We start from the raw sequence: 22,382 nt of genomic DNA, 5'->3' as shown, positions 1-22,382 counted from the left end.
GACGGGCGACCAGGTCGCTCAGATGTTGCCCATGCAGAGATATTTCATCTCGAGATAGTCCTCGAGCCCGTGGCGCGATCCTTCCCGGCCGATGCCGGATTGCTTGATGCCGCCAAAGGGCGCGGCTTCGGAGGACATGCGGCCGGTGTTGATGCCGACCATGCCGTATTCGAGTGCCTCGGCCACATGCCAGACGCGCTTGAGGTTCTCGGCGTAGAAATAGGCAGCGAGACCATAGATCGTGTCGTTGGCCTCGGCGATCACCTGCTCGGCGGTCTCGAAACGGATGATCGGGGCGATCGGGCCGAATGTCTCTTCCTGGGCTATGCGCATGTCGGTCGAAATGCCGGTCAGCACCGTCGGTTCGAAGAAGGTTCCGGAGGTGCCGATGCGATGACCGCCGCTGCGCACCTCGGCGCCCTTGGACACGGCATCCGCGACATGGGCTTCGATCTTCTCGATCGCGTGCTTGTCGATCATCGGCCCGACGGTGATGCCCGACGTGAAGCCATCGCCGACCGTCAGTTCGGCGACGCGCTTGACGAACTTTTCGGCAAAGACGTCATGCACGGCCGATTGCACGTAGATGCGGTTTGCCGAAACACAGGTCTGGCCGGCATTGCGGAACTTCGCCTGGACGGCGCCATCGACCGCCTCGTCGATATCGGCATCGTCGAAAACGATGAAGGGCGCGTTGCCGCCGAGTTCCAGGCTGACCTTCTTGATCTGATCGGAACACTGGCGCATCAGCAGGCGCCCGACTTCCGTCGAGCCGGTAAAGCTGATTTTGCGAACCTTCGGGTTGCTGCAGAGCTCACGCCCGATCGCGGCACCTTCCGCAGCGTAAAGCAGGTTAGCGACGCCCACCGGGAAACCGGCTTTCTCCGCCAGAACGAACAAGGCTCCGGCAACGAGCGGCGTCTGCTCGGCAGGCTTCAGGACAATGGCGCAGCCGGCGGCAAGCGCCGGCGCGATCTTGCGTGCCACCATCGAGGCGGGGAAATTCCAGGGTGTGATCGTCCCGACGACGCCGACGGGCTGCTTGATGACCAGCATACGGCGGTCATTGGCCGGCGCCGGGAAGGTTTCGCCGTAGATGCGCTTGGCTTCCTCGGCATACCATTCGACATAGGCGGCTGCGTGCAGCACCTCGCCTTTCGATTCTGCGACCGGCTTGCCCATTTCGGCGGTCAGGATGGCGGCAAGATCGTCGGCATGAGCGATGATCAGGTCGTGCCAGCGTCGAAGCACAGCACTGCGATCCTTTGCAGGCTTTGCCGCCCAAAGGCTTTGCGCGGTGGCAGCCGCATCGATCGCGGCACGCGCCTGTTCAATCCCCATATCCGGCAATGTCGCCAGAAGCTCTCCCGTCGACGGATTGACGACGTCGAAGGTCGCGCCCGTCCAACTCCCGGCGGAATGGGTAATTCCGTCCAGTGCGGAAAACAGTTCGGCAGCGCGCAGGTGTTTCGTCAAAGCCGGCGTCAGGGTCATGATGGGCATCCTCCAGCGATGCCTGGCGCATCCCGGCAGGCTCGCTTTTTCCTTGTTTTTGCGGGTGTCGATCCTCCCGACACCCGGGACCGTTTCATTGGCCCGGACAACCGCGTTAGCGGTCGCCCGGCGAAGCGTCAACCACGCGCTTCGAGGATCGAGGCCTCAAGGATATCAAGCGCCTCGGCAAAGACGTTATCCTGGATCGTGATCGGTGCCAGGAAACGGATGACGTTGCCATGCACGCCGCAGGTCAGAAGGATCAGGCCCTTGTCGAGCGCGATCAGGCGGACCTTGTTGGCGAAATCGGCGCTCGGCAGATTGGTCTTTACATCGTTGAACTCCACGGCGTTCATGAAGCCGGGGCCGCGGATGTCGACGATCTCGGGCGCCTGCTCGCGGATCGCCGCAAGGCGCTGTTTCAGGCGACCGCCGAGTTGCTCGGCGCGTTCGCAAAGCTTCTCCTCGGCGATGACGTCAAGCACGGCGTGAGCCGCAGCAATTCCGAGCGGGTTGCCGCCATAGGTGCCGCCGAGGCCGCCCGGCGCCGGCGCGTCCATGATCTCGGCGCGGCCGGTGACGGCTGCGAGCGGGAAACCGCCGGCGAGACTCTTTGCCAGCGTCATCAGATCGGGCGCAACCTCATGATGGTCCATAGCGAACATCTTGCCGGTTCGGGCAAAACCGGTCTGGACTTCGTCGGCAATCAGGAGGATGCCGTGCTGGTCGCAGATTTCGCGCAATGCCTTCATGAAGGTCGGCGGAGCCGGGTAGAAACCGCCTTCGCCCTGCACCGGCTCGATGATGATCGCGGCCACGCGGCCCGGATCGACATCGGCGGCAAAGAGCTTCTTTAGCGCTGCCAGCGACTGCTCGACGGTGACGCCGTGCAGCTCGATCGGGAAGGGGGCGTGGAAGACGTCGCCCGGCATGGCGCCGAATCCGACCTTGTACGGCACCACCTTGCCGGTGAGCGCCATGCCCATGAAGGTCCGGCCATGGAAGCCGCCGCCAAACGCGATCACGGCCTGGCGGCCGGTGGCGGCGCGGGCGATCTTCACCGCATTTTCAACGGCTTCCGCGCCGGTCGTCACGAAGATCGTCTTCTTGGCGAAGTCACCGGGCGCAAGCGCATTCAGGCGCTCGGCGAGATGCACATAGGTTTCGTAAGGCACGACCTGATGGCAGGTGTGGGTGAAGCGATCGAGCTGCGCCTTCACGGCGGCGATCACCTTCGGGTGGCGGTGGCCGGTGTTAACGACGGCGATGCCGGAGGCGAAGTCGATGTAGCGGTTGCCTTCCTTGTCCCAGATCTCGGCGTTCTCCGCACGGTCGGCGTAGATCTGCGTGGTCATGCCCACGCCGCGGGAAATGGCGGCGTTCTTACGATCGGTGAGGCTAGTCATGGCGCGTGTCCTGTTCTGGCGGAGGTAATATTTTGCATTTTTTCTGCAAGATTATTTTGGAAGTGGTACATCTTTCAAAATGGAATGCAAATCAAATTTGGTGATCGAGAGAACGCCGGCGCTGATGACGCATTCTTGTAAAAGGTCATGCCCGGCGGGTAAGTTCGCCAACGCGCAAGCGCGGCGCAGATTCGCGCGGGCACCCGCGGTCGAAACAGGGAAACAGGAAATGGGCGGCGTGCGCTACAAGGTTGCCGAGGCTGCACGACTGGCGGGCGTATCCGCCTCGACGCTCCGTTTGTGGGAGACCCAAGGGCTGGTGGTGCCCGAGCGCTCGCCGACCGGTCACCGGCAATACACCGAAGTCGACCTTGCCCGACTGAAACGCATCTCCTGGTTCCGCGTCGAGCGCGGTCTCAATCCCGCTGCCATCAGAGAGGCGCTCGAGGCCGAAGGGGCCGGGGATGACGACGCGCCTGCCGCCGGCGAGAGCGGTATCGACAATCAGGTCGGCCGCAAGTTGCGCAGTCTGCGGCATGCCGTCGGCAGGACGCTGGAGCAGGTCGCAGGCGAAGTCGGGATTGCCGCTTCCGTCCTCTCGACGCTCGAAAGAACCTCGCAGGGGGTTTCGGTCGCTGTCCTGCACAATATCGCCGAATATTTCGGATCGACGGTTTCGAGCCTTTCCGGTGAGGAAGAGGCCGATGCCCGGGCGGTCGTCCGTGCGGGAGAGTGGCGGAGCTGGCCGAAGACGACACCCGGCGTCACCGTGCAGCTCCTGGCCGATGGTCGCAACCAGATGGATTGCCATCGCTTCGTGCTGGAGCCAGGCGCTTCGAGCGAGGGTGCCTATCGGCATGAGGGGGAGGAATTCGTCTACGTTCTGTCAGGACGCGTCGAGTTCATTCTCGACAGCGATCAGTTCTACGACCTGAGCGCCGGCGATTCGCTCTACTTCGAAAGCAAACGCCGCCATGCCTGGACCAACCGGCATGACGGCGAAACGGTTCTTCTCTGGATCAACACGCCGCCGACATTCTGACGGCGGCGCGTTTCAAGCCAATCAGCCGGCGGCGTAGCGCTTGGCCATCTCGGGCAGGCGCAGGGTGCGGATCTTCGACGCCTTGCCTGCGGTGCGGAAGGCTTCGAAACGCTCCCTGCAAACCTCGGTCATGAGAGCCGTTGCCGGCTTCAGGTAGGTGCGCGGGTCGAAATTCTCCGGGTTTTCGGCGAAGTTCTTGCGGATCGTGCCGGTCATGGCCAGGCGCAGGTCGGTGTCGATGTTGACCTTGCGGACACCGAGCGGGATCGCCTTCTGGATTTCCGAGACCGGTACACCCCAGGTCGGCTTCATCTTGCCGCCATAGGTGTTGAACAGGTCCTGCAGGTCCTTCGGAACGGAGGACGACCCATGCATGACGAGGTGGGTGTTCGGCAGGCGCTTGTTGATCTTGGCGATTGTTTCGATCGACAGGATCTCGCCGTCCGGCTCGCGGGTGAACTTGTAGGCGCCATGGCTGGTGCCGATGGCGACGGCAAGCGCATCGACACCGGTCCTGGTGACGAAATCGAAAGCCTGTTCCGGATCGGTCAGCAGCTCCTCGCGCGACAGCTTGCCTTCGAAGCCGTGGCCGTCTTCCTTGTCGCCGGCGCCGGTTTCCAGGTTGCCGAGGCAGCCGAGTTCGCCTTCGACCGAAACACCGGCCGCATGGGCGATCTTCACGACCTCCGCCGTTACCGCGACATTATATTCATAGCTGGCAACGGTCTTGCCGTCTTTCTCCAGCGAACCGTCCATCATGACGGAGGTGAAGCCGTTGGTAATCGCCGAGATGCAGGTCGACGGCTGGTCGCCGTGGTCAAGGTGCAGACAGACAGGGATATGCGGGTATTCTTCGGCGGCGCCCAGGATCAAGTGGCGCAGGAAGGCGTCACCGGCATAGGAACGGGCGCCGCGGCTTGCTTGAAGGATCACCGGAGAATCGGTGGCATCGGCAGCGCGCATAACGGCCTGAATATATTCCAGATTGTTCACATTGAACGCCGGCAGCGCGTAGTCGTTCTCCGCCGCATGGTCGAGCAGTTGCCGCAATGTGATCAATGCCATTCGATATCTCCCTTTAGTGTTTCGGCACAGCTTGGTGCGCCACGAAAAATGGTCCGGCCAGGACGCCGCACATGGTTTCATCGACGCCTGTCGATGGCCGGAATTGCTGTGCGACGCGACAACGCGCGAAATGGTCGCGCCCACCGAAGTCTGGCGCACAATAGTTCATCAAAGTGGTTTGGCAACGGGCCGGAGGCCGGGTGCGAGGGATGCCGAACCCGCTTCAATCGATTTTACTGTGGACTGGATGCAACAGGGTGGATTTAACCGTTTCGCTTTCTAGTGGTGCGTCACCGATTGGCGGGCCGAGTTGGTCAAATGCCACTTTTGCGCGCACTGATGGCGGCTTGCACCGGGGTCAAAACGGCCTATAGGGAAACACAGTGTCATCGCGCGGTGAACGTTCTGCAAGAAGATTGCGGCAAAGCCTCCTTTTCTTTCCGCACATTACGTAAACTGCGCCCTGAATTCACGAAGTTTGCACGGCGGCCGATTCTTGCCGGCAAGCCGGCAGAGCCGAGCTTGCACCTAAAACGTTACAGTAGAAACGCGTGGATTGCGGCCCGGTTGTCACATCCGCGTCGCAAAAACGACGAAAACGATCGCAAACGAAATACAACCTTTGATTTCATAAAATTGCGGGTCTATAGATAAAGATGCAGCGCGCTGCAGAATCCGCCTTGCGTTTGAGAAAGATTTGCACTTCTCTCCTGCGATCACAAACCCAAAAAAGGGGAAGGAGAGAAACGAAATGGCCTCACTGAAACTCAACCTTAGCGCCGCCGCGCTGATCGGTTCGCTGCTCATCGGAGCAAGCCCGGCTCTTGCCGAAGCTGTCCTGCATCGTGGCAACGCCGGTGAGCCGCAGACGCTGGACCAGGCCCATACGTCGATCAACATCGAAGAGTTCATCCTCAAGGATCTCTACGAAGGCCTGACGATCTATGACGCCTCGGGCAAGATTGTCCCGGGGGCTGCCGAAACGTGGGAGCTTTCGGACGACGGTACGGTCTATACCTTCAAGCTGCGCGCTGACGCGAAGTGGTCCGACGGTTCGCCGGTGACGGCCGAAGACTTCGTCTTCTCGTTCCGCCGTGTCGAAGACCCGAAGGTCGCGGCCGGCTACGCCAACATTCTCTTCCCGATTAAGAACGCCGAAAAGGTCAACAAGGGCGAAGTGCCGACCGACCAGCTTGGCATGAAGGCCGTCGACGAAAAGACGCTCGAAATCACGCTTGAGCGCCCGACCCCGTTCTTCCTGGAACTGCTGGCACACCAGACCGCGCTTCCGGTCAGCAAGGCAAGCGTCGAGAAGAACGGCACGGACTTCGTCAAGCCGGGCGTCATGGTTTCGAACGGCGCGTTCACGCTCGCCGCGCACGTCCCGAACGACAGCCTGACCGTCGTCAAGAACGCCAACTACTGGGATGCCGCCAACGTCAAGCTCGACAAGGTGATCTTCTACCCGATCGACGACCAGGCCGCCTCGGTTCGCCGCTTCGAAGCCAAGGAAATGGACCTCGCCTACAACTTCTCGGCCGATCAGCTCGATCGTCTGCGCAAGTCCCATGGCGATCAAGTCCATGTTTCGCCGACGCTCGCGACCTACTACTACGCCTTCGATACCCGCCAGGAGCCCTATAGCGACGTTCGCGTTCGCCAGGCCCTGTCGATGGCCGTCGACCGTGACTTCCTCGCCAAGGAAATCTACGCCGGTTCGCAGCTGCCGGCCTACTCGATGGTGCCTCCGGGCATCGAGAGCTACGGTGAGCCGTCCAAGGCCGAGTTCGGCACCGTGTCGCAGCTCGATCGCGAAGACAAGGCGCTGGCCCTGATGAAGGAAGCCGGTTACGGCGAAGGTGGCAAGCCGCTCGAAATCGAGCTGCGCTACAACACCAACCCGAACCACGAGCGCGTTGCCACGGCCGTTGCCGACATGTGGAAGAACACCTTCGGCGCCAAGGTGTCGCTGGTGAACCTCGACGTGTCCTCGCACTACGCCTACCTGCAGGAAGGCGGCAAGTTCAACGTTGCGCGCGCCGGCTGGGTTGCCGACTACGCCGATGCCGAGAACTTCCTTGCTCTCAGCCTCAGCTCCAACAAGACCTTCAACTACGGCCACTTCGAAAACGCTGACTTCGACGGCCTGATGAAGAAGTCCTACGAGGAACAGGATCCGGCAGCCCGCTCCAAGCTGCTGCATGAAGCCGAAGCCCTGCTGATGAAGGAACAGCCGATCGCTCCGCTTCTGACCCAGGCCGACCTGTGGCTGGTCTCCGACCGCGTCAAGGGCTGGCAGGACAACTCGCCGAACCAGCACCTGAGCCGGTTCCTGAGCGTCGCCGAATAACGAACAGGGACGACGCGCGGTGAAAAGGCCGCGCGTCGCCTCCGGAGCACGTCCATGATTTCCTTCATCCTTCGCCGATTGGCGAGTGCGGTGCCGACCTTGTTTATCGTCGTCACCATTTCCTTTTTCCTGATGCGGTTTGCCCCTGGCGGCCCCTTCAACCTCGAGCGTCCTCTTCCGCCACAAACGATGGCGAACCTGATGAAGACGTATCAGCTCGACCAGCCCCTGTGGCGCCAATACGTTCACTATCTCAGCAATGCAGTGACCGGCGACTTTGGCCCGAGCTACATCTACAAGGACAACAACGTCGCGCAGTTGATCGGCAAGGGCTTGCCCTATTCGATGGAGCTCGGCCTGTACGCGCTGCTGTTTGCAGTGATCGGCGGCGTCATCGCCGGCACGATCGCCGCACTCCGGCAAAACAGCATCCTCGACTTCACGATCATGTCGGTCTCGACGCTTGGCGTCACCGTCCCGAATTTCGTCGTCGGCCCGGTGCTGACGCTGGTCTTCGCCATCATCCTGTCCTGGCTGCCCGCCGGCGGTTGGGGCGACGGTTCGATGCGCTTTCTGATCCTGCCGATGATCGCGCTCGCACTACCGCAGCTCGCGGTCTTCGCACGCCTTACCCGCGGCTCGATGATCGAGGCGCTGCATACCGACCATATCCGAACCGCCAAGGCCTATGGCTTGCCGGCAAGGACCGTCGTGGTCACGCACGCCATGCGCGGTGCGATGCTTCCGGTCGTCTCCTACCTCGCGCCTTGCGCGGCGGCATTGCTCACCGGTTCGGCTGTCGTCGAGACGATCTTCACCATCCCGGGCGTCGGCCGCTACTTCGTCCTTGGGGCGATCAACCGCGACTATACGCTGGTGATGGGCACTGTTATTCTCGTCGCCATCTTCGTTATCGTTTTCAATCTTTTGGTCGACATTCTCTACGGCCTGCTCGATCCGAGGGTTCGCCATGACTGATATCGTCCAGACGCCGGCGGCAACGCCGGAAACCAAGGGGCGCAGCCTCTTCCAGCTGGCGGCCATGCGCTTCAAGCGCAACCGCGCCGCCATGGCCGGCTGCGTCATGCTGGCCTTGATCGCGATATTTTCGTTCTTGGGTCCGCTGTTTTCGCCGCACACCTACGATCAGGTGTTCCCGTCCTACGTTTCGATCGGCCCGAGCCTCGAGCCGCGTCCGGATACGTCCACCCTGCAAGGGGTGATGGAAGGGATCGCGACACGCGCACGCGTCACGCTCAAGGAGTTCAACATCGACGGTGAGACCTTCACCGCAACGATCACCTCGGAGCAGCCGATCGATGCCCGCGCGACGCGCTACTTCGATCGCGCCAACGAGTTCCGCGACACCCAGGTCGTCGCGACCGAGGACGAAGGTCGTACGCTCAAGGTGACCGGCCAGGTGAACCGCGAGTATTTCCCGTTCGGCACCGATTCGAACGGCCGTGATCTGCTGGTGCGCGTCATGCTCGGCGGCCAGATCTCGATTGCCGTCGGTCTGCTGGCAAGTCTGGTGTCGCTCGGCATCGGCGTCGTCTACGGCGCGACCTCGGGTTACATCGGCGGCCGCGTCGACAACGTCATGATGCGACTGGTGGAGATCATGTATTCTCTGCCCTTCGTCTTCCTCGTCGTCGTGCTCGTGGTCTTCTTCGGACGCTCGTTCATCCTGATCTTCCTGGTCATCGGTGCAGTCGAATGGCTGGATATGGCCCGTATCGTGCGCGGTCAGACGCTGGCGCTGAAACGACGGGAATTCGTCGGCGCAGCCCAGGCGCTCGGTCTGACGGACTGGCAGATCATCCGCCGGCACATCATTCCGAACACCATCGGTCCGGTCATCGTTTTCGTCACCGTGGTCGTGCCGAAGGTGATCCTGCTCGAGAGCTTCCTCTCCTTCCTCGGCCTCGGCGTCCAGGCGCCGCTGACGAGCTGGGGCGCGTTGATCTCGGAAGGCGCCAACAACATCCAGTCGGCACCCTGGCTGCTGATCTTCCCGGCCATCTTCTTTGTTCTGACGCTGTTCTCGCTGAACTTCGTCGGCGACGGCCTGCGCGACGCGCTCGACCCGAAGGACCGCTGATATGGCAGACACCAACGAAACCATTCTGGCCGTTCGCGGCCTCAAGGTGAACTTCTCGACGCCGGACGGCACAGTCGAGGCGGTCAAGGGCATCGATCTCGATGTGCGCACCGGCGAGACACTCGCGGTCGTGGGCGAATCCGGTTCGGGCAAGAGCCAGACCATGATGGGCATCATGGGATTGCTCGCCAAGAACGGCACCGTTACCGGTTCTGCCCGCTACCGCGGTCAGGAGCTGGTGGGGCTTTCGCCCAAGGCGCTCAACGGTGTGCGCGGTTCCAAGATCACCATGATCTTCCAGGAGCCGATGACTTCACTCGACCCGCTCTACACCATCGGCCGGCAGATCGCCGAACCGATCGTGCACCACCGCGGCGGCACGTTCAAACAGGCGCGCAAGCGCGTGCTGGAACTGCTGGAGCTTGTGGGCATCCCGGACCCGGGTCGGCGCATCGACAGCTATCCGCACGAGCTTTCGGGCGGTCAGCGCCAGCGTGTGATGATCGCGATGGCGCTTGCCAACGAACCGGATCTCTTGATTGCCGATGAGCCGACGACGGCGCTCGACGTGACCATCCAGGCTCAGATCCTGGATCTCCTGAGGTCGCTTCAACAGCGCTTCGGCATGGCGATCGTGCTGATCACGCACGACCTCGGCATCGTCAAGCATTTTGCCGAACGTGTTGCGGTGATGCGCCGTGGCGAAGTGGTGGAGCAGGGAACGACCGCCGACATCTTCGAGCGGCCGCAGGCCGACTACACGAAGATGCTGCTGGCGGCGGAACCGAGCGGTCGCAAGGCACCGCCGGCCGACAACGCGCCGATCATCCTTGAAGGCCGGGACGTTTCTGTCGATTACTCGATTGGCGGCGGCTTCTTCACCCGAGGCAACGCGGTCTTCCGCGCGGTCGACAAGGTCAACCTGCGGCTTCGCGAAGGCCAGACGATCGGCGTGGTCGGTGAATCCGGCTCCGGAAAATCGACGCTCGGGCGGGCATTGCTGCGGCTTCTGCCGAGCAGCGGTTACTACCGCTTCGGGGCCACCGACATCTCCGGCTTCGACCGCGGCCAGATGCGTCCGTTGCGGCGTGCGCTGCAGCTGGTGTTTCAGGATCCTTACGGCTCGCTTTCTCCACGCCGGACCGTCGGCGAAATCATCACCGAAGGTCTCCAGGTACACGAGCCTGAGCTCAGCCGCGGTGACCGCGACCGCCGCGCCATCGAAGCCCTGAAGGAAGTCGGCCTCGACCCGGCGTCGCGCAACCGTTATCCGCACGAGTTTTCGGGTGGCCAGCGGCAGCGCATCGCGATTGCGCGGGCGGTGATCCTGAAGCCGAAGGTCGTCATTCTAGACGAGCCGACATCGGCTTTGGACCGCTCGGTGCAAGGCCAGGTGATCGAGCTGCTGCGCGATCTGCAGCGCTCGCATGGCCTGTCCTACATCTTCATCAGCCACGATTTGTCGGTGGTGAAGGCGATGTCGGACTACGTGATCGTCATGAAGAACGGCAAGATCGTCGAAGAAGGCCATACCGACGGGATCTTCGAGGCCCCGAAGGAACCTTACACCAAGACGTTGATTGGAGCCGCCTTCAACGTGTAGGGCATGATCCGCATGATTGCATTGCAGGGGCGCGGCATCCGCGCCCCTGTTTTCGTTTGGGACCGGGTGCTCGATCGTCTCCGGCCTAGCATTTCGGCCCGCCATGCGCGCGTGACCCTGAAACAACGCGCCTCTACAGCGCCGCGCGTCAGATATGACGCGCTAAGGACGCTGTAACACCCTAAACTTACTGCATAATTCCTTAAATCGATTCCGATTTAAGGAATTATGCAGTAGGCTCGCGTTGCCGCTTCCTCGACGGTGCTATCGCCCGTCGCCTTCGCCTGTCAGATCTGTGGCAACGAGCTTCTTGTCGAGCCCGAATTTCTGCATCTTCTCATAGAGCGTCTTGCGCGAGATGCCGAGGGATTCGTAGACCGGCTTCAGCGCGCCGCCGTGGGTGGCTATGGCGCTGGCAATCAGCCCTTTCTCAAAGGCTGCGACCTTGTCGGCCAGGCGACCGCCATTCGGCACGGCCGAGGTCGCATCGTTCGAAGAGGCGTCGAGCCCGAGCACCAGCCTTTCCGCAGCGTTGCGCAGTTCGCGCACATTGCCCGGCCAGTTGCGTTCCGCCATCTCCGCCAGCAAGATCTGCGACACTTCGACGTCGTCGCGGCCGTAGCGCGCAGCGGATTCGCGCACGAGCTGCAGGAACAGCAGTGGAATGTCGGCGCGGCGTTGCGCAAGCGGCGGCACGCGCAGCGTTGCGACATTGAGGCGGTAGAGAAGATCGGGCCGGAAACGGCCAGCGGCCACTTCCTGCTCGAGATCCACCTTGTTGGTGGCGATAAAGCGAACATCCAGCGGTACAACTTCATTGGAGCCGAGCCGTGTGATGACGCGTTCCTGCAGCACGCGCAGAAATTTGGCCTGCAGATCGATCGGCATCGAGCCGATCTCGTCGAGCAGGATCGTGCCGCCACGCCCATGTTCGAACTTGCCGTAGCGTGGGCGGATCGCGCCGGGGAATGCCCCGGGCTCATGTCCGAAAAGCTCGCTCTCGATCAGGTTTTCGGGCAGGGCGGCGCAGTTGATGGCGATGAAGGGATTGTTCGCCCGGCCACTCAGATCGTGCAGTGTGCGAGCCACGACCTCCTTGCCAACGCCGGTGTCGCCGATGATCAGCGTGTCGGCGTCGGACGCGCCGATCGCGCGCACCCGGTAGCGAAGATCGACCATCACCTGACTGCGACCGGGCAAGCGCTGTTCGATGTCGTCGCGCTTGCCGGCAACCGCCTTCAGGCGACGGTTTTCGAGCACCAGCGCGCGCCAGTCGAGCGCGCGGCGTATGGTGCCGGCGAGCATCTGCGCGGTGAAGGGTTTCTCGACGAAATCATAGGCGCCTTCGCGCATGGCCCGGACGGCCAGCTGCACATCGCCGTGGCCGGTGACAAGGATGACCGGCACCTCGACGTCGATCTCGCGAATACGCTGCAGGAAGGTCATCCCATCGATGCCCGGCATGCGGATGTCACTGATGACCACGCCGGGAAAGCTGAAGCCGATGAACTCCAGGGCGTGCTCGGCACTGGCGAATGTATCGACGCGGAAGCCGGCGAGCTCCAGCGCCTGCGCACTCGAATGGCGCAACTCCTCTTCGTCATCGACGAGCAGGACACGGCTTTCGATCATTCGGCGGCCTCCTTGCCCAGGTCATCGGCGACGGGAAGTTCGATACGGAACTCTGCGCCGCCCTCAGCGAGGTTCGTGGCAATCAGGCTGCCGCCGAAGTCCTTGACGATGTTATAGGAAATCGACAGACCAAGGCCTAGTCCCTTGCCGACGCCTTTGGTTGAAAAGAACGGGTCGAAGATGCGTTCGGCGATCGCGGCAGGCACGCCGGGACCACGGTCGCTGATCGCAAGCACGACCTTGTCGCCTTCGCTCCAGGCGCGAAGGCGAATGCGGCGATCGTCCAGGCCCTCGACGGCGTCAGCAGCGTTGGAGATTACATTGACCAAAACCTGCTGCAGACGGACTGAGCCGGCGCGAACCACCAGCGGCACGTCACCGAGATCGATGTCGATTTCGGCCGCCGCCGCCTTGAGCCTGACAGCAACGATCTCCATCGTGTCGCGTACGACATCCTCGATCAGCACCGGCCCCAGCTTCTCGTTTGGCTTGCGCGCAAAATTGCGCAGATGCCGGCTGATCGCCGCCATCCGGTCGACCAGACCGGAAATGCGCCGGATGTTGTCGCTCGCTTCTTCGGCGCGTCCGCGCTCGATCAGCAGGGCTGCGCTGTCGGCATAGGTCTTTGCCGCCGCCAGCGGCTGGTTGAACTCGTGCGACAGCGCTGCCGACATCTGCCCGAGGCCGGCGAGCTTGCCCGCCTGGATGAGGTCGGCCTGGGTCCGGCGCAGCTGTTGTTCGGTCTGGCGCCGCTCGGCGACTTCCTCTTCGATCTGCACGTTGACGCGAGCAAGGTCGGCGGTGCGTTCGTCGACGCTTCGCTCGAGTTCGGCCTGGGCTTCCGCTTGCATCGAGATGCGCTCGTTAAGCCGGGCGCGGCGCTGCCAGAGAATGGCGGCTGCGAGGCCGGTGAGGCATATGAGCAGCAAGGCGGCGATGACGGTGGTCAGCGCCTGGGTCCGAACGGATGCCGTGTCGGTCAGAACGTTCACCGTCCAGTCGGCATCGGCCATGTAATGCGACAGAAGCAGATACTCCCGGCTGGTATCGCCAGTAGCGACCGTGACCAGGTCGTGATCGGTGAGGCGGCCGGGCGTCATAGGCAGCTCTCGCAATGTCGCATTGGCGTAGCGCCTTGATGTCTCCGTGCGTGTAAGCCGCTCCGGCGTCAGCGGCAGGACAGACGCATAGAGCCATTCCGGCGTGCCGGACATGAAGATGATACCCTCCGGGTCGGAAACGAAGATCTTGTACTCACCTCCCTGCCAGGATGCCTCGATGCTCTCGATGTCGACCTTGAAGACGATGACGCCGCGGATGTCTTCGCCGACGCGGATTGGCGAGCCGAAATAGTAGCCGCGTTTCAGCGACGTCGTGCCAAGGGCATAGAACCGCGACTGCCGCCCCTGCAGGGCCTCCTGGAAGTAGGGCCGATAGCTGAAATTCTGCCCGACGAAGCTCGTCGGACCGTCATAGTTGCTGGCGGCAATCGTGTCGCCGTCGGGCGTGATCACATAGATATCGGACGAGTTGAGAAGCGCATTGATATCCTTGAGGTAAGCGTTCACGGCTTCTCTCAATCGGCGGTCACGCGGGCGGGTGGCAAGCTCCTGAATGTCGTCGTGATCGGCGATCAAGGCGGGCAGGGCCTGGTAGCGGTTGAGGTGGCCGTCCAGAGCCGCGACAGCGAGCCTGAGTGCCGTATTTGCCTGCGCCGATGCCTCATCGAGATAGCTGCGCGTGGCCACGGCATTGCCCTGCCAGGTGAGCGCGGCAACCGCCAGCGGCAACAGAATGACAGCAACGACCAGGCGGTACTTCACGGAATGTCTGGGCTCCTCCTCCCGCACGTTCCCGACAGCCAGCATTTGGCCCCACCGATCTTAAGCAGCGGTCGCTCCGCCCACAAGACAGGGCGCCTTTGCTCACTGTTCGTTCAACGATTTTATTCGATCGTCAATCATTCGTTGACAATGCGTTTGGTCGCGGCTGTCTTTCGCAACGGCCCGGATGAGCGCATCTATGCGTCATGACAAAGCCCGATCTTGGCGGGCGGAAAGGATCCCGGCAATGCTCAATCAGATCAAGGGCCTGCATCATGTGACGTCAATGGCGGACGACGCCTTCACCAACAATCAGTTCTTCACCAAGACGTTGGGCATGCGCCGCGTCAAGAAGACGGTGAACTTCGATTCCCCTGATGTCTATCATCTGTACTATGGCGACGAAGCCGGCACTCCCGGCACGGTGATGACCTATTTTCCCTTCCCGCAGATGCCGCGCGGACGTGCCGGCACCGGGGAAGTCGGCACGACGGTTTTCTCCGTTCCCGAGGGATCGCTCGGCTTCTGGCGCGAGCGGCTTTCGAGCCTCGGCGTCACCGGGCTCAAGGACGAACAGACCTTCGGTGAAAAACGATTGAACTTCGCTGGCCCGGACGGCGACGGCTTTGCACTTGTCGAAGTCGGCGACGATCCGCGGGCGCCCTGGACGGAAGGCGGCGTTTCGCAGGACCATGCGATCCGCGGCTTCCATTCGGCGGCAATGCGGCTGCGCGACGAAGGGGCGACAGCGGAGTTGCTGCAGTTCATGGGCTACGAGGAGCTGGATCGCAAGGACGGCGTCACCCGCCTGATCATGCCCAATGGGAATGGCGCGGGCTTGATCGACCTTGAGACCATGCCGAACCTCAACCGCGCAGCCCAGGGGGCGGGCTCAGTGCATCATATCGCTTTTGCCGTCGACAATCGCGAAAAGCAGCTCGAAGTCCGCAAGGCTCTGATGGATACAGGCTATCAGGTCACGCCGGTGATCGACCGTGATTATTTCTGGGCCATCTATTTCCGCACGCCGGGCGGTGTCTTGTTCGAGATCGCCACCAACGAGCCGGGCTTCAACCGCGATGAGGATCTGGCTCATCTCGGCGAGGCGTTGAAGCTGCCGCAGCAGCACAAGCACCTGCGCCCGGTTCTCGAAAACCACCTGCAGAAGTTGGAAGCCTGAAGCGTACGGCGGCCGGGGCCAGTATTGCCGCCGATGCTACATCCGGCAAGCAACAAGGAGATTTCTATGGCCGATCATGGCTATGTGCACAAACTGAAGGCCGGCCAGCCCGGCAATCCGATCGTCTTCGTCTTCCACGGCACGGGCGGCGACGAAAACCAGTTCCTCACCTTCGGCGCGCAACTGATGCCCGAAGCGACGATTGTATCGCCGCGCGGCGACGTGTCGGAGCATGGGGCGGCCCGGTTCTTCAAGCGGACCGGCGAGGGGGTCTACGACATGGCGGACCTCGACCGAGCCACGAAAAAGATGGCTGGTTTCGTCCAGACCCTGGCCAAGGAACACGATGCTTCGCAGATCATCGGCCTCGGTTACTCGAACGGGGCGAACATTCTTGCCAACGTGCTTATCGAGAACGGCCTTTTCGACAAGGCGATCCTGATGCATCCGCTGATCCCGTTCCGGCCAACGGACAATGCGGCGCTCGCGGGCCGCAATGTCCTGATCACGGCCGGCGAGCGCGACCCGATTTGCCCAGCGCCTCAGACACAGGCCCTGGCGGACTATTTCAGAGCGCAGGGCACAGTCACCGATATCGAATGGCATGCCGGTGGGCATGACATCCGCCAGAATGAAATTTCCGCGATAGAGCGTTTCATCAAGGGATAACGCTCACTCCAGTCGGCGGCGGAACAGCCATGAGGCGGCCGAGAGCGTGACAAGGGCGATGATGCAAAGCGGAATCGTCTGGTGCACGACCTCGGCCAGCGGGATATCCTTCAGGAAGACCCCCTTCACGATCACCAGGAAGTAGCGCAGCGGATTGACCAACGTCACCGGCTGCAGCCAGGTCGGCATGTTCTCGATCGGCGTGGCGAAGCCCGAGAGCAGCATCGCCGGCACCATGAACAGGAAGGCACCGAGGATTGCCTGCTGCTGCGTCATCGACAGCGCGGAAATGAACAGACCAAGCCCAACGACGGCGGCAAGATAGAACACCGCGCTGCCGTAGAGCAGGAACAGTGAACCACGCAGCGGCACGCCGAAAATGAAGACGGCGGCGAGAATATAGACCGTGATGTGGAACAACCCGATCATCATCGGCGGTATCAGCTTGCCGATCAGGATCTCATGCGTGCGTAGCGGCGACACCATCAACTGGTCGAAGGTGCCGAGCTCCCGTTCGCGCGCGATCGACAGTGCAGTGACGATGAGCCCAATCAACAGCGCGATGCTGGCGACGAGATTGGGCACCATGAACCATTGGTAGGTGAGGTTGGGGTTGAACCAGTTGCGTGGAACGACTGCGATTGCCTCGGACGCTGAGCGTTTGCCGGCCGGCGTATCGGCGGCGAGGGCGCCGACGATACGTCCGAGGTAGCCGGAAACGATCTGCGATGCATTCGACCGACGTCCGTCGAGAATGATCTGGACTTCGGCCGGCCGGCCGGCCTCGACGTCGCGCGAGAAGGTCGGGCCAATCTCTACGGCGGCTATGGCGCGTTGCCGGTCGATGGCGTCGCGCACCTCGTTTTGATCGTCGGTGAATGCGATGCTTCGAAACGTCGGAGAACCATCGATCCGCTCGACGAGTTCGTGGCCCCAGTGGCCGCTGTCGCGATTGAGAACCATGATGTCGACATTCGTCACCTCGAGCGTCGCCGCATAGGAAAAGACAAGAAGCTGCAGGATCGGAGGCCCGATCAGGATTGCGCGGCCCTTGGGGTCGCGCAGCACCGCCAGTAGTTCCTTGACGATCAATGCTTTGAGCCGGATCCACCACATGTCAGCCGATCCTCTTGCGGGTGCTTCGGGCTGCGAGCGCGAAAAAGACGCAGCCGATCAGCAGCATGACGGCGATCGCCTGCAGGAACATCGGCCAGATGTCGCCGGCCAGGAACACCGTCTGCAGGCTCGGAATGAGATAGCGCGCCGGCACGATGAAGGTGATCCACTGGATGACTGAGGGCATGGAGTTGATCTCGAACAGGAAGCCGGACAGCAGGAACGCTGGCAGGAAGGCCGAGATCAGCGCAAGTTGTGAGGCCAGGAACTGGTTCTTGGTCGCCGCGGAAATCAACAGCCCCTGACCGAGCGCCGGCATCAGGAACGTCGCCGAAAGCGCATAGAGTGCGGCAACCGAGCCCCGGAACGGCACGCCGAAGAGAAAAACGGCGAGGAGCACGCAGAGCGTCATCGAGGTCAGACCGAGTAGAAAATAGGGTAGGAGCTTGCCGGCCAGCAGTTCCGCCGCCGATACCGGCGTTGCCATCATCGCTTCCATCGTGCCGCGCTCCCACTCGCGCGCGACGACCAGCGAGGTCAAGAGCGTGCCGACCAGCGTCATGACGATGGCGATGGAACCGGGGACGAGGAAATTCCGGCTCGTCAGCTCCGGATTGAACCAGAACCGCTGCTCGGCAGAAATCGCCGGCGGACGACCTGCGTCGTCTTCGAGCCGTTGGCGCTCCCAGGTGGCGACTGTCGCCTGTGCGTAATTCTGGACGAAGTTGGCGGTGTTCGGGTCCGAGCCGTCGACGAGGACCTGCAATGTGGGGTGTTGGCCCGCCGCATGATCTGCCTCAAAGCGGGCAGGGATGATGACGAGGCCGCGAATACGCCCAAGCACGAGATCGTCTTCGAAATCGCGGCGGTCGCGGCCAAGGCTGATGGAGAAGTAGCGTGATGCCTGAAAGCCGGCGGCGAGATCGCGCGTCAGGGGCGTTTCCTGTTCCACCACGAGGCCGATGCGCGTTTGCGTGGTATCGAGTGACACGCCATAGCCGAACAGGAACAAAAGGATCAGCGGCAGGACGAAGGCGATGAGGATGCTGCTCGGGTCGCGGACGATCTGGTAGCTTTCCTTGCGCACCAGCGCGACAAAGCGGCGTCCGCGCCCGGTCGTCTGCGTTTCGATCGGTGCGGGCGTAATCATGCCGCCTGCCTTTCCTCAGACCCCTGCACCAGGGCGATGAAGGCGTCTTCCATCGTCGGGTCGGGGCAGGCCGCGTCGGCCACCTGTTTCTTCAATTCGTCGGGAGCACCGAGCGCGATCGAGCGCCCGCGATAGATGAGCGAGATCCGATCGCAGTATTCGGCCTCGTCCATGAAATGGGTGGTGACCAGCACGGTCACGCCCTTTTCGACGAGGCCATTGATATGGGTCCAGAACTCGCGTCGGGTGATCGGGTCGACGCCCGAAGTCGGCTCGTCGAGAAACAGGGCTTCCGGTTCGTGCAGAACGGCGCAGGCAAGGGCGAGGCGCTGCTTGAGGCCGAGCGGCAGGTCCTTGGCGGACATGTCGAGCAGGCGGCCGAAGCCGAAAATCTCGACCATCAACCGTGTCCGCTCCTTCTTGCGTTCGCCGGACAAACCATAGACGCCGGCAAAGAAATTCAGGTTTTGCGCGACGCTGAGATCGCCGTAGAGCGAAAATTTTTGCGCCATGTAGCCGAGGCGGTTGCGGGCTTCGGCCGCATCCCGGCGCAGGTCGAATCCGGCGACCCGACCTTCGCCGGCGCTCGGCTTCAGCAATCCGCAGAGCATCTTGAACGTCGTCGATTTTCCGGCGCCGTTGGGACCTAGAAGTCCGAAGATCTGGCCGCGCGGAATGTCGAAGGTGATATCGTCGGCAGCGGTGAAATCACCAAAGCGCTTTGTCAGCCCATGAGCCTCGATCACCGGCTTGCCGCTCTCGTTCGCAAACGGCTTCTGCGCCTCGGCCAGTTTCGAATGCCCGCCGGGGCCGCCGCCCAGCATGTCGATGAACGCATCTTCGAAACGTGGTGGCGTCACGGTCGCCTGCGGCGCGAGCCCGGCATTCGCCGACGGTGGTGTTGCCCCTGATGCCATGACCAGGCGAATGGCCTCACCCTGGATGACGCCATCGACGACGCCGTCTTCGTCAAGATAACGCGCAAGCGCATCGCGTCGCCGTCCCGTTGTACCGGAGATCTTGAAGACGCGACCAGCGATGCGTCCCGTCAACTCGGAAGGGACGCCGGAAAAAAGCAACCTTCCTTCATTCAGCAGCAACACGCCATCGCAGGCTTCCGCCTCGTCGAGATAGGCTGTCGACCAGACGACGCCGATACCGGAGGCGGTCAGGTTTTCGACCATCTTCCAGAGGTCGCGACGGGAGATCGGATCGACGCCGACGCCCGGCTCATCGAGCAACAGCAGCCGCGGCTTGCGCAGCAATGCGCAGGCAAGCCCGAGCTTCTGCTTCATGCCACCCGAAAGTTTGCCCGCCAGCCGGGATGTGAAGCGCTTGAGGTCGGTGAATTCGAGCAGTTCATCGTACGTCGCCGTGCGCTCGGCGAGAGGAAGGCCGCGCAGGTCCGCATAAAGATCGAGGTTTTCCTGTACGCTCAGGTCTTCATAGAGGCCGAAGCGCTGCGGCATGTAGCCGATAGACGCCTGAATGCTGGCGGGATCTTGCGCGGTGTCGAATCCCAGTACGTCCACATTTCCCTCGTCAGGCAGCATCAGACCGGTCATCAAGCGGATCAGGGTGGTCTTTCCCGCGCCGTCGGGGCCGACAAGGCCGGTGATGCGGCCCCCAAGAATTTCCCCGTCGATATGATCGAGCGCGGGTGCTCCGTCGCCAAAACGCTTGACGACGCCGGAGATCCGCACGAAGGGCTCGTCGGTCATGATGCGCCTCTTTCAGCCTCTGGCAGATGCACGGTGACGGGCATGCCCTGGCGCAGATCCGCGCCCGGCTTCGTCACGACGATACGCAGGCGGTAGACGAGATCAGTGCGCAGTTCCGGTGTTTCGACTGACTTCGGGGTGAATTCGGCAACGGGAGAAATGAAGCCTACCGTTGCCTCATACGGCCGATCCGGAGCCGTGTCCGAGATGATCTCGACTTTCATGCCGGGATGTACCCGCCCGAGGTCGGGTTCGGCGACGTAGGCACGGACCCAGACGGGCTCGCTCAGCGAAATCACGTAGGCCGTATCCGATGGCGCGATCATGGCGCCGGGTTCGCGGACGCGCGAAAGCACGATGCCGTCGCTCGGTGCCAGCAACCGCGTATCGGAAAGCGACGTGTGTGCGCTCGCCAGCCTGGCTTCGGCAGCCCGAACCTGAGCAACTGCAGCGGCGATGTCTTCAACCCGGCTTCCCTCCTCGAGGAGTGCGAGCGCTTCGCGAGCGGAGGTGGTGCGTGCGGCAGCCGCGGCCCGCGCGGCGCTCGCTTCATCGAGGTTCGCCTGCGAGATCGTATCATTCGGTCGCAATTGCCGGGCGCGCTGATAGGCCAGATTGGCATTCTGGAGTTCAGCGAGCCGCTCCTCGTGGACGGCGCGCGCCTGAGCGATCTCGGTCTTGCGCGCGCCGGCTTTCAGCTTTTCGAGATTGGCACGCAATGCGCCAAGGTCCGCCTCCGCCGCGTCGACCGCCTGCTGAAAAGGCGTGGCATCCAGCGTGCCGAGGATATCACCGGGCTTGACCGGGTCGCCCTCGTCGACTGCCAGTTTGTCTATGCGCCCACTGACGCGGAAGCCGAGAGAGACCTGCCTGATATCGACGTTGCCGTAAAGCACCGAGGCCGGCCGCCGCTCGGTCCAGCCGAGCCGCGAGGGAAGCTCCAACCACCAGCCTGCGGCCACCGCTCCCGCGACCAGGACGACGGGCATGAGTGTCTTTCTGTTCATGGCTGGCGCTCCGCATTTTCGCCGAGCACTTCGACGAGGTTGGCGGCGTGCCGCTGCAGCGTCTCGAGTTCGGCCGGGCCGACGGCATCCCATTGCATCTGTCGCAGCAGTGCGGCATGCGCCATGCGGAAGACGAGGATGCTGCCGACGAAGGACAGCGTCCTGAGCCGCACTTGCTGCGACGCCGGGTCCTCGCCAAGGATCGTGCCGACCAGCCGGCCGGCCATTGAGATCATCGGCCCCATGATGTTCTCGTAGACGCGTGCGAAGGCTTCCGTCGGCTCCATCTGTTCGCGGATGATGAAACGGGCCCAACTCTCGGACTGCCGGCTGACGAAGAGCCCGACCATGCGCTGGACCATCTGCGTCAGCAGGGCGCGTGCCTCCTTCGGACTCATCGCGGCACCTTCCGCATCAAGTCGTGCCAGGCGCTCAAGGATGACCGTTCGCAGATCGGCGACATGTCCGCCGATGATCGCGGCCAGATGTTCGGCGGCGGCGATGTAGAGACCTTCCTTGCCGCCGAAATAGTAAGGGATCGCCTGCAGGTTGACGCCGGCCGCATCAGCCAGCTTGCGCGTGCTTGCGCCGTCGAAGCCGTAACGTCCGAAGATGTCGATGGACGCTGAAAGCAACTTCTCCCTCGTGGCATCGCCGCGATCGGGTTTGCGTGCGGACTGGGAGGTTTCGTTCTTTTTCATGTGCGCATATTACGCTGCCCGGACAAGTAAGTCAATCGAATGAATATCCGACGAAGCCGGTCAGAAGAATGCCGATAAGGGCGCCAAGCGACGCGCGCAGCCGCTCCATATGGCTGACGGGAGCGAGCGATGGGATGAAACGCTTGAGGTAGGCACTGGCCCTCGGCATGGAAACTCGCGGGCGGTGGAACCACTGATTGCCCAGGCCAATAGCACATGCCTCTGAATTGGGCAGGACGTCTGCATCCAAAGAAACGCGACGGATTAAAATATACGCACGGCGCCCGCATCGGAAGCATTGCTGGCGTTGGTCTCCTCCATA

General features: G+C 62.3%; 18 protein-coding genes. 7 read left to right on the top strand and 11 right to left on the bottom strand.

The features are described from left to right. Positions 1-18: 18 nt before the first annotated feature. Positions 19-1,494, bottom strand: coding sequence for an NAD-dependent succinate-semialdehyde dehydrogenase (locus BC360_RS26510; RefSeq protein WP_065797452.1), 1,476 nt, complete (start codon positions 1,492-1,494; stop codon positions 19-21). Between the two features lie 137 nt (positions 1,495-1,631). Next, positions 1,632-2,900 carry a 4-aminobutyrate--2-oxoglutarate transaminase gene (locus tag BC360_RS26505; RefSeq protein WP_065797451.1) on the bottom strand — a complete coding sequence of 423 codons (1,269 nt, stop codon included), beginning with the start codon at positions 2,898-2,900 and terminating at the stop codon, positions 1,632-1,634. A gap of 229 nt (positions 2,901-3,129) precedes the next feature. Here BC360_RS26505 and BC360_RS26500 point away from each other — a divergent pair, with 229 nt between their 5' ends. Beyond that, complete coding sequence (locus BC360_RS26500; protein WP_065797450.1) at positions 3,130-3,942, top strand: MerR family transcriptional regulator; 813 nt, start codon at positions 3,130-3,132, stop codon at positions 3,940-3,942. Positions 3,943-3,963: 21 nt separating this feature from the next. On the opposite strand, the gene fba is transcribed toward BC360_RS26500, so the two are convergent. After that, on the bottom strand, positions 3,964-5,007 hold the full coding sequence (gene fba / locus BC360_RS26495; RefSeq protein ID WP_065797449.1) for a class II fructose-bisphosphate aldolase: 1,044 nt from the start codon (positions 5,005-5,007) through the stop codon (positions 3,964-3,966). Positions 5,008-5,758: 751 nt separating this feature from the next. Here fba and BC360_RS26490 point away from each other — a divergent pair. From BC360_RS26490 to BC360_RS26475, 4 genes are read left to right on the top strand one after another with little or no spacing between them, the layout of a single operon-like run. Then, positions 5,759-7,357, top strand: coding sequence for a peptide ABC transporter substrate-binding protein (locus BC360_RS26490; RefSeq protein ID WP_065784374.1), 1,599 nt, complete (start codon positions 5,759-5,761; stop codon positions 7,355-7,357). Between the two features lie 54 nt (positions 7,358-7,411). Further along, positions 7,412-8,335: an oligopeptide ABC transporter permease OppB gene (gene oppB / locus BC360_RS26485; RefSeq protein ID WP_065784375.1), complete on the top strand. Its 924-nt coding sequence runs from the start codon at positions 7,412-7,414 to the stop codon at positions 8,333-8,335. Then, a complete protein-coding gene (locus tag BC360_RS26480; protein WP_065797448.1) occupies positions 8,328-9,458 on the top strand; it encodes an ABC transporter permease in 1,131 nt (376 codons plus the stop codon). The genes oppB and BC360_RS26480 overlap by 8 nt, the downstream gene beginning before the upstream one ends. Position 9,459: 1 nt before the next feature. After that, entirely contained in the window at positions 9,460-11,061 is a 1,602-nt protein-coding gene (locus tag BC360_RS26475; RefSeq protein WP_065797447.1) for an ABC transporter ATP-binding protein, read from the top strand. 264 nt (positions 11,062-11,325) lie between these two features. On the opposite strand, the gene BC360_RS26470 is transcribed toward BC360_RS26475, so the two are convergent. Together BC360_RS26470 and BC360_RS26465 are read right to left on the bottom strand one after the other, a co-directional pair. Further along, positions 11,326-12,693 (bottom strand): sigma-54-dependent transcriptional regulator, encoded by a 1,368-nt coding sequence (locus tag BC360_RS26470; protein WP_065797446.1) that lies wholly within the window; start codon positions 12,691-12,693, stop codon positions 11,326-11,328. Beyond that, on the bottom strand, positions 12,690-14,516 hold the full coding sequence (locus BC360_RS26465) for a sensor histidine kinase (protein WP_065797571.1): 1,827 nt from the start codon (positions 14,514-14,516) through the stop codon (positions 12,690-12,692). The genes BC360_RS26470 and BC360_RS26465 overlap by 4 nt, the downstream gene beginning before the upstream one ends. A 247-nt stretch (positions 14,517-14,763) precedes the next feature. Between BC360_RS26465 and BC360_RS26460 the strand changes: the two genes are divergently transcribed. Both BC360_RS26460 and BC360_RS26455 read left to right on the top strand, forming a co-directional pair. Further along, positions 14,764-15,696 (top strand): VOC family protein, encoded by a 933-nt coding sequence (locus tag BC360_RS26460; RefSeq protein WP_065797445.1) that lies wholly within the window; start codon positions 14,764-14,766, stop codon positions 15,694-15,696. A gap of 66 nt (positions 15,697-15,762) precedes the next feature. Then, the gene (locus BC360_RS26455; RefSeq protein WP_065784381.1) at positions 15,763-16,365 is read left to right on the top strand and encodes an alpha/beta hydrolase; all 603 of its coding nucleotides are present in this window, start codon (positions 15,763-15,765) and stop codon (positions 16,363-16,365) included. Positions 16,366-16,368: 3 nt separating this feature from the next. Here BC360_RS26455 and BC360_RS26450 read toward each other — a convergent pair whose 3' ends face one another. The 6 genes from BC360_RS26450 to BC360_RS32250 are packed head-to-tail and all read right to left on the bottom strand — an operon-like array spanning position 16,369 to position 22,229. Then, complete coding sequence (locus tag BC360_RS26450; RefSeq protein WP_065797444.1) at positions 16,369-17,481, bottom strand: ABC transporter permease; 1,113 nt, start codon at positions 17,479-17,481, stop codon at positions 16,369-16,371. Position 17,482: 1 nt separating this feature from the next. After that, positions 17,483-18,631, bottom strand: coding sequence for an ABC transporter permease (locus tag BC360_RS26445; RefSeq protein WP_065797443.1), 1,149 nt, complete (start codon positions 18,629-18,631; stop codon positions 17,483-17,485). After that, positions 18,628-20,352: an ATP-binding cassette domain-containing protein gene (locus BC360_RS26440; protein WP_065797442.1), complete on the bottom strand. Its 1,725-nt coding sequence runs from the start codon at positions 20,350-20,352 to the stop codon at positions 18,628-18,630. The genes BC360_RS26445 and BC360_RS26440 overlap by 4 nt, the downstream gene beginning before the upstream one ends. Beyond that, positions 20,349-21,359 carry a secretion protein HlyD gene (gene hlyD, locus BC360_RS26435; protein ID WP_065797441.1) on the bottom strand — a complete coding sequence of 337 codons (1,011 nt, stop codon included), beginning with the start codon at positions 21,357-21,359 and terminating at the stop codon, positions 20,349-20,351. The genes BC360_RS26440 and hlyD overlap by 4 nt, the downstream gene beginning before the upstream one ends. Then, positions 21,356-22,060: a CerR family C-terminal domain-containing protein gene (locus tag BC360_RS26430; protein WP_065784386.1), complete on the bottom strand. Its 705-nt coding sequence runs from the start codon at positions 22,058-22,060 to the stop codon at positions 21,356-21,358. Before BC360_RS26430 ends, hlyD begins: the two co-directional genes overlap by 4 nt. A gap of 31 nt (positions 22,061-22,091) precedes the next feature. After that, positions 22,092-22,229 carry a hypothetical protein gene (locus BC360_RS32250; RefSeq protein WP_161491398.1) on the bottom strand — a complete coding sequence of 46 codons (138 nt, stop codon included), beginning with the start codon at positions 22,227-22,229 and terminating at the stop codon, positions 22,092-22,094. Positions 22,230-22,382: the final 153 nt, after the last annotated feature.

It is taken from the genome of Ensifer sp. LC163 (assembly GCF_001695855.1).
GTDB lineage: Bacteria > Pseudomonadota > Alphaproteobacteria > Rhizobiales > Rhizobiaceae > Ensifer.
The sequence above is the reverse complement of the archived record's forward strand: the minus strand, read 5'-3'. Positions and strand labels throughout refer to the sequence as shown.

Bases quoted from the DNA above. Each gene is read 5' to 3' on its own strand.
- hlyD (WP_065797441.1), bottom strand. From the start codon at position 21,359: ATGAACAGAAAGACACTCATGCCCGTCGTCCTGGTCGCGGGAGCGGTG.
- BC360_RS26455 (WP_065784381.1), top strand. From the start codon at position 15,763: ATGGCCGATCATGGCTATGTGCACAAACTGAAGGCCGGCCAGCCCGGC.
- BC360_RS32250 (WP_161491398.1), bottom strand. From the start codon at position 22,229: ATGCCGAGGGCCAGTGCCTACCTCAAGCGTTTCATCCCATCGCTCGCT.
- BC360_RS26460 (WP_065797445.1), top strand. From the start codon at position 14,764: ATGCTCAATCAGATCAAGGGCCTGCATCATGTGACGTCAATGGCGGAC.
- BC360_RS26500 (WP_065797450.1), top strand. From the start codon at position 3,130: ATGGGCGGCGTGCGCTACAAGGTTGCCGAGGCTGCACGACTGGCGGGC.
- BC360_RS26480 (WP_065797448.1), top strand. From the start codon at position 8,328: ATGACTGATATCGTCCAGACGCCGGCGGCAACGCCGGAAACCAAGGGG.
- BC360_RS26490 (WP_065784374.1), top strand. From the start codon at position 5,759: ATGGCCTCACTGAAACTCAACCTTAGCGCCGCCGCGCTGATCGGTTCG.
- BC360_RS26440 (WP_065797442.1), bottom strand. From the start codon at position 20,352: ATGACCGACGAGCCCTTCGTGCGGATCTCCGGCGTCGTCAAGCGTTTT.
- BC360_RS26510 (WP_065797452.1), bottom strand. From the start codon at position 1,494: ATGACCCTGACGCCGGCTTTGACGAAACACCTGCGCGCTGCCGAACTG.
- oppB (WP_065784375.1), top strand. From the start codon at position 7,412: ATGATTTCCTTCATCCTTCGCCGATTGGCGAGTGCGGTGCCGACCTTG.
- BC360_RS26475 (WP_065797447.1), top strand. From the start codon at position 9,460: ATGGCAGACACCAACGAAACCATTCTGGCCGTTCGCGGCCTCAAGGTG.
- fba (WP_065797449.1), bottom strand. From the start codon at position 5,007: ATGGCATTGATCACATTGCGGCAACTGCTCGACCATGCGGCGGAGAAC.
- BC360_RS26505 (WP_065797451.1), bottom strand. From the start codon at position 2,900: ATGACTAGCCTCACCGATCGTAAGAACGCCGCCATTTCCCGCGGCGTG.
- BC360_RS26445 (WP_065797443.1), bottom strand. From the start codon at position 18,631: ATGATTACGCCCGCACCGATCGAAACGCAGACGACCGGGCGCGGACGC.
- BC360_RS26430 (WP_065784386.1), bottom strand. From the start codon at position 22,060: ATGAAAAAGAACGAAACCTCCCAGTCCGCACGCAAACCCGATCGCGGC.
- BC360_RS26470 (WP_065797446.1), bottom strand. From the start codon at position 12,693: ATGATCGAAAGCCGTGTCCTGCTCGTCGATGACGAAGAGGAGTTGCGC.
- BC360_RS26450 (WP_065797444.1), bottom strand. From the start codon at position 17,481: ATGTGGTGGATCCGGCTCAAAGCATTGATCGTCAAGGAACTACTGGCG.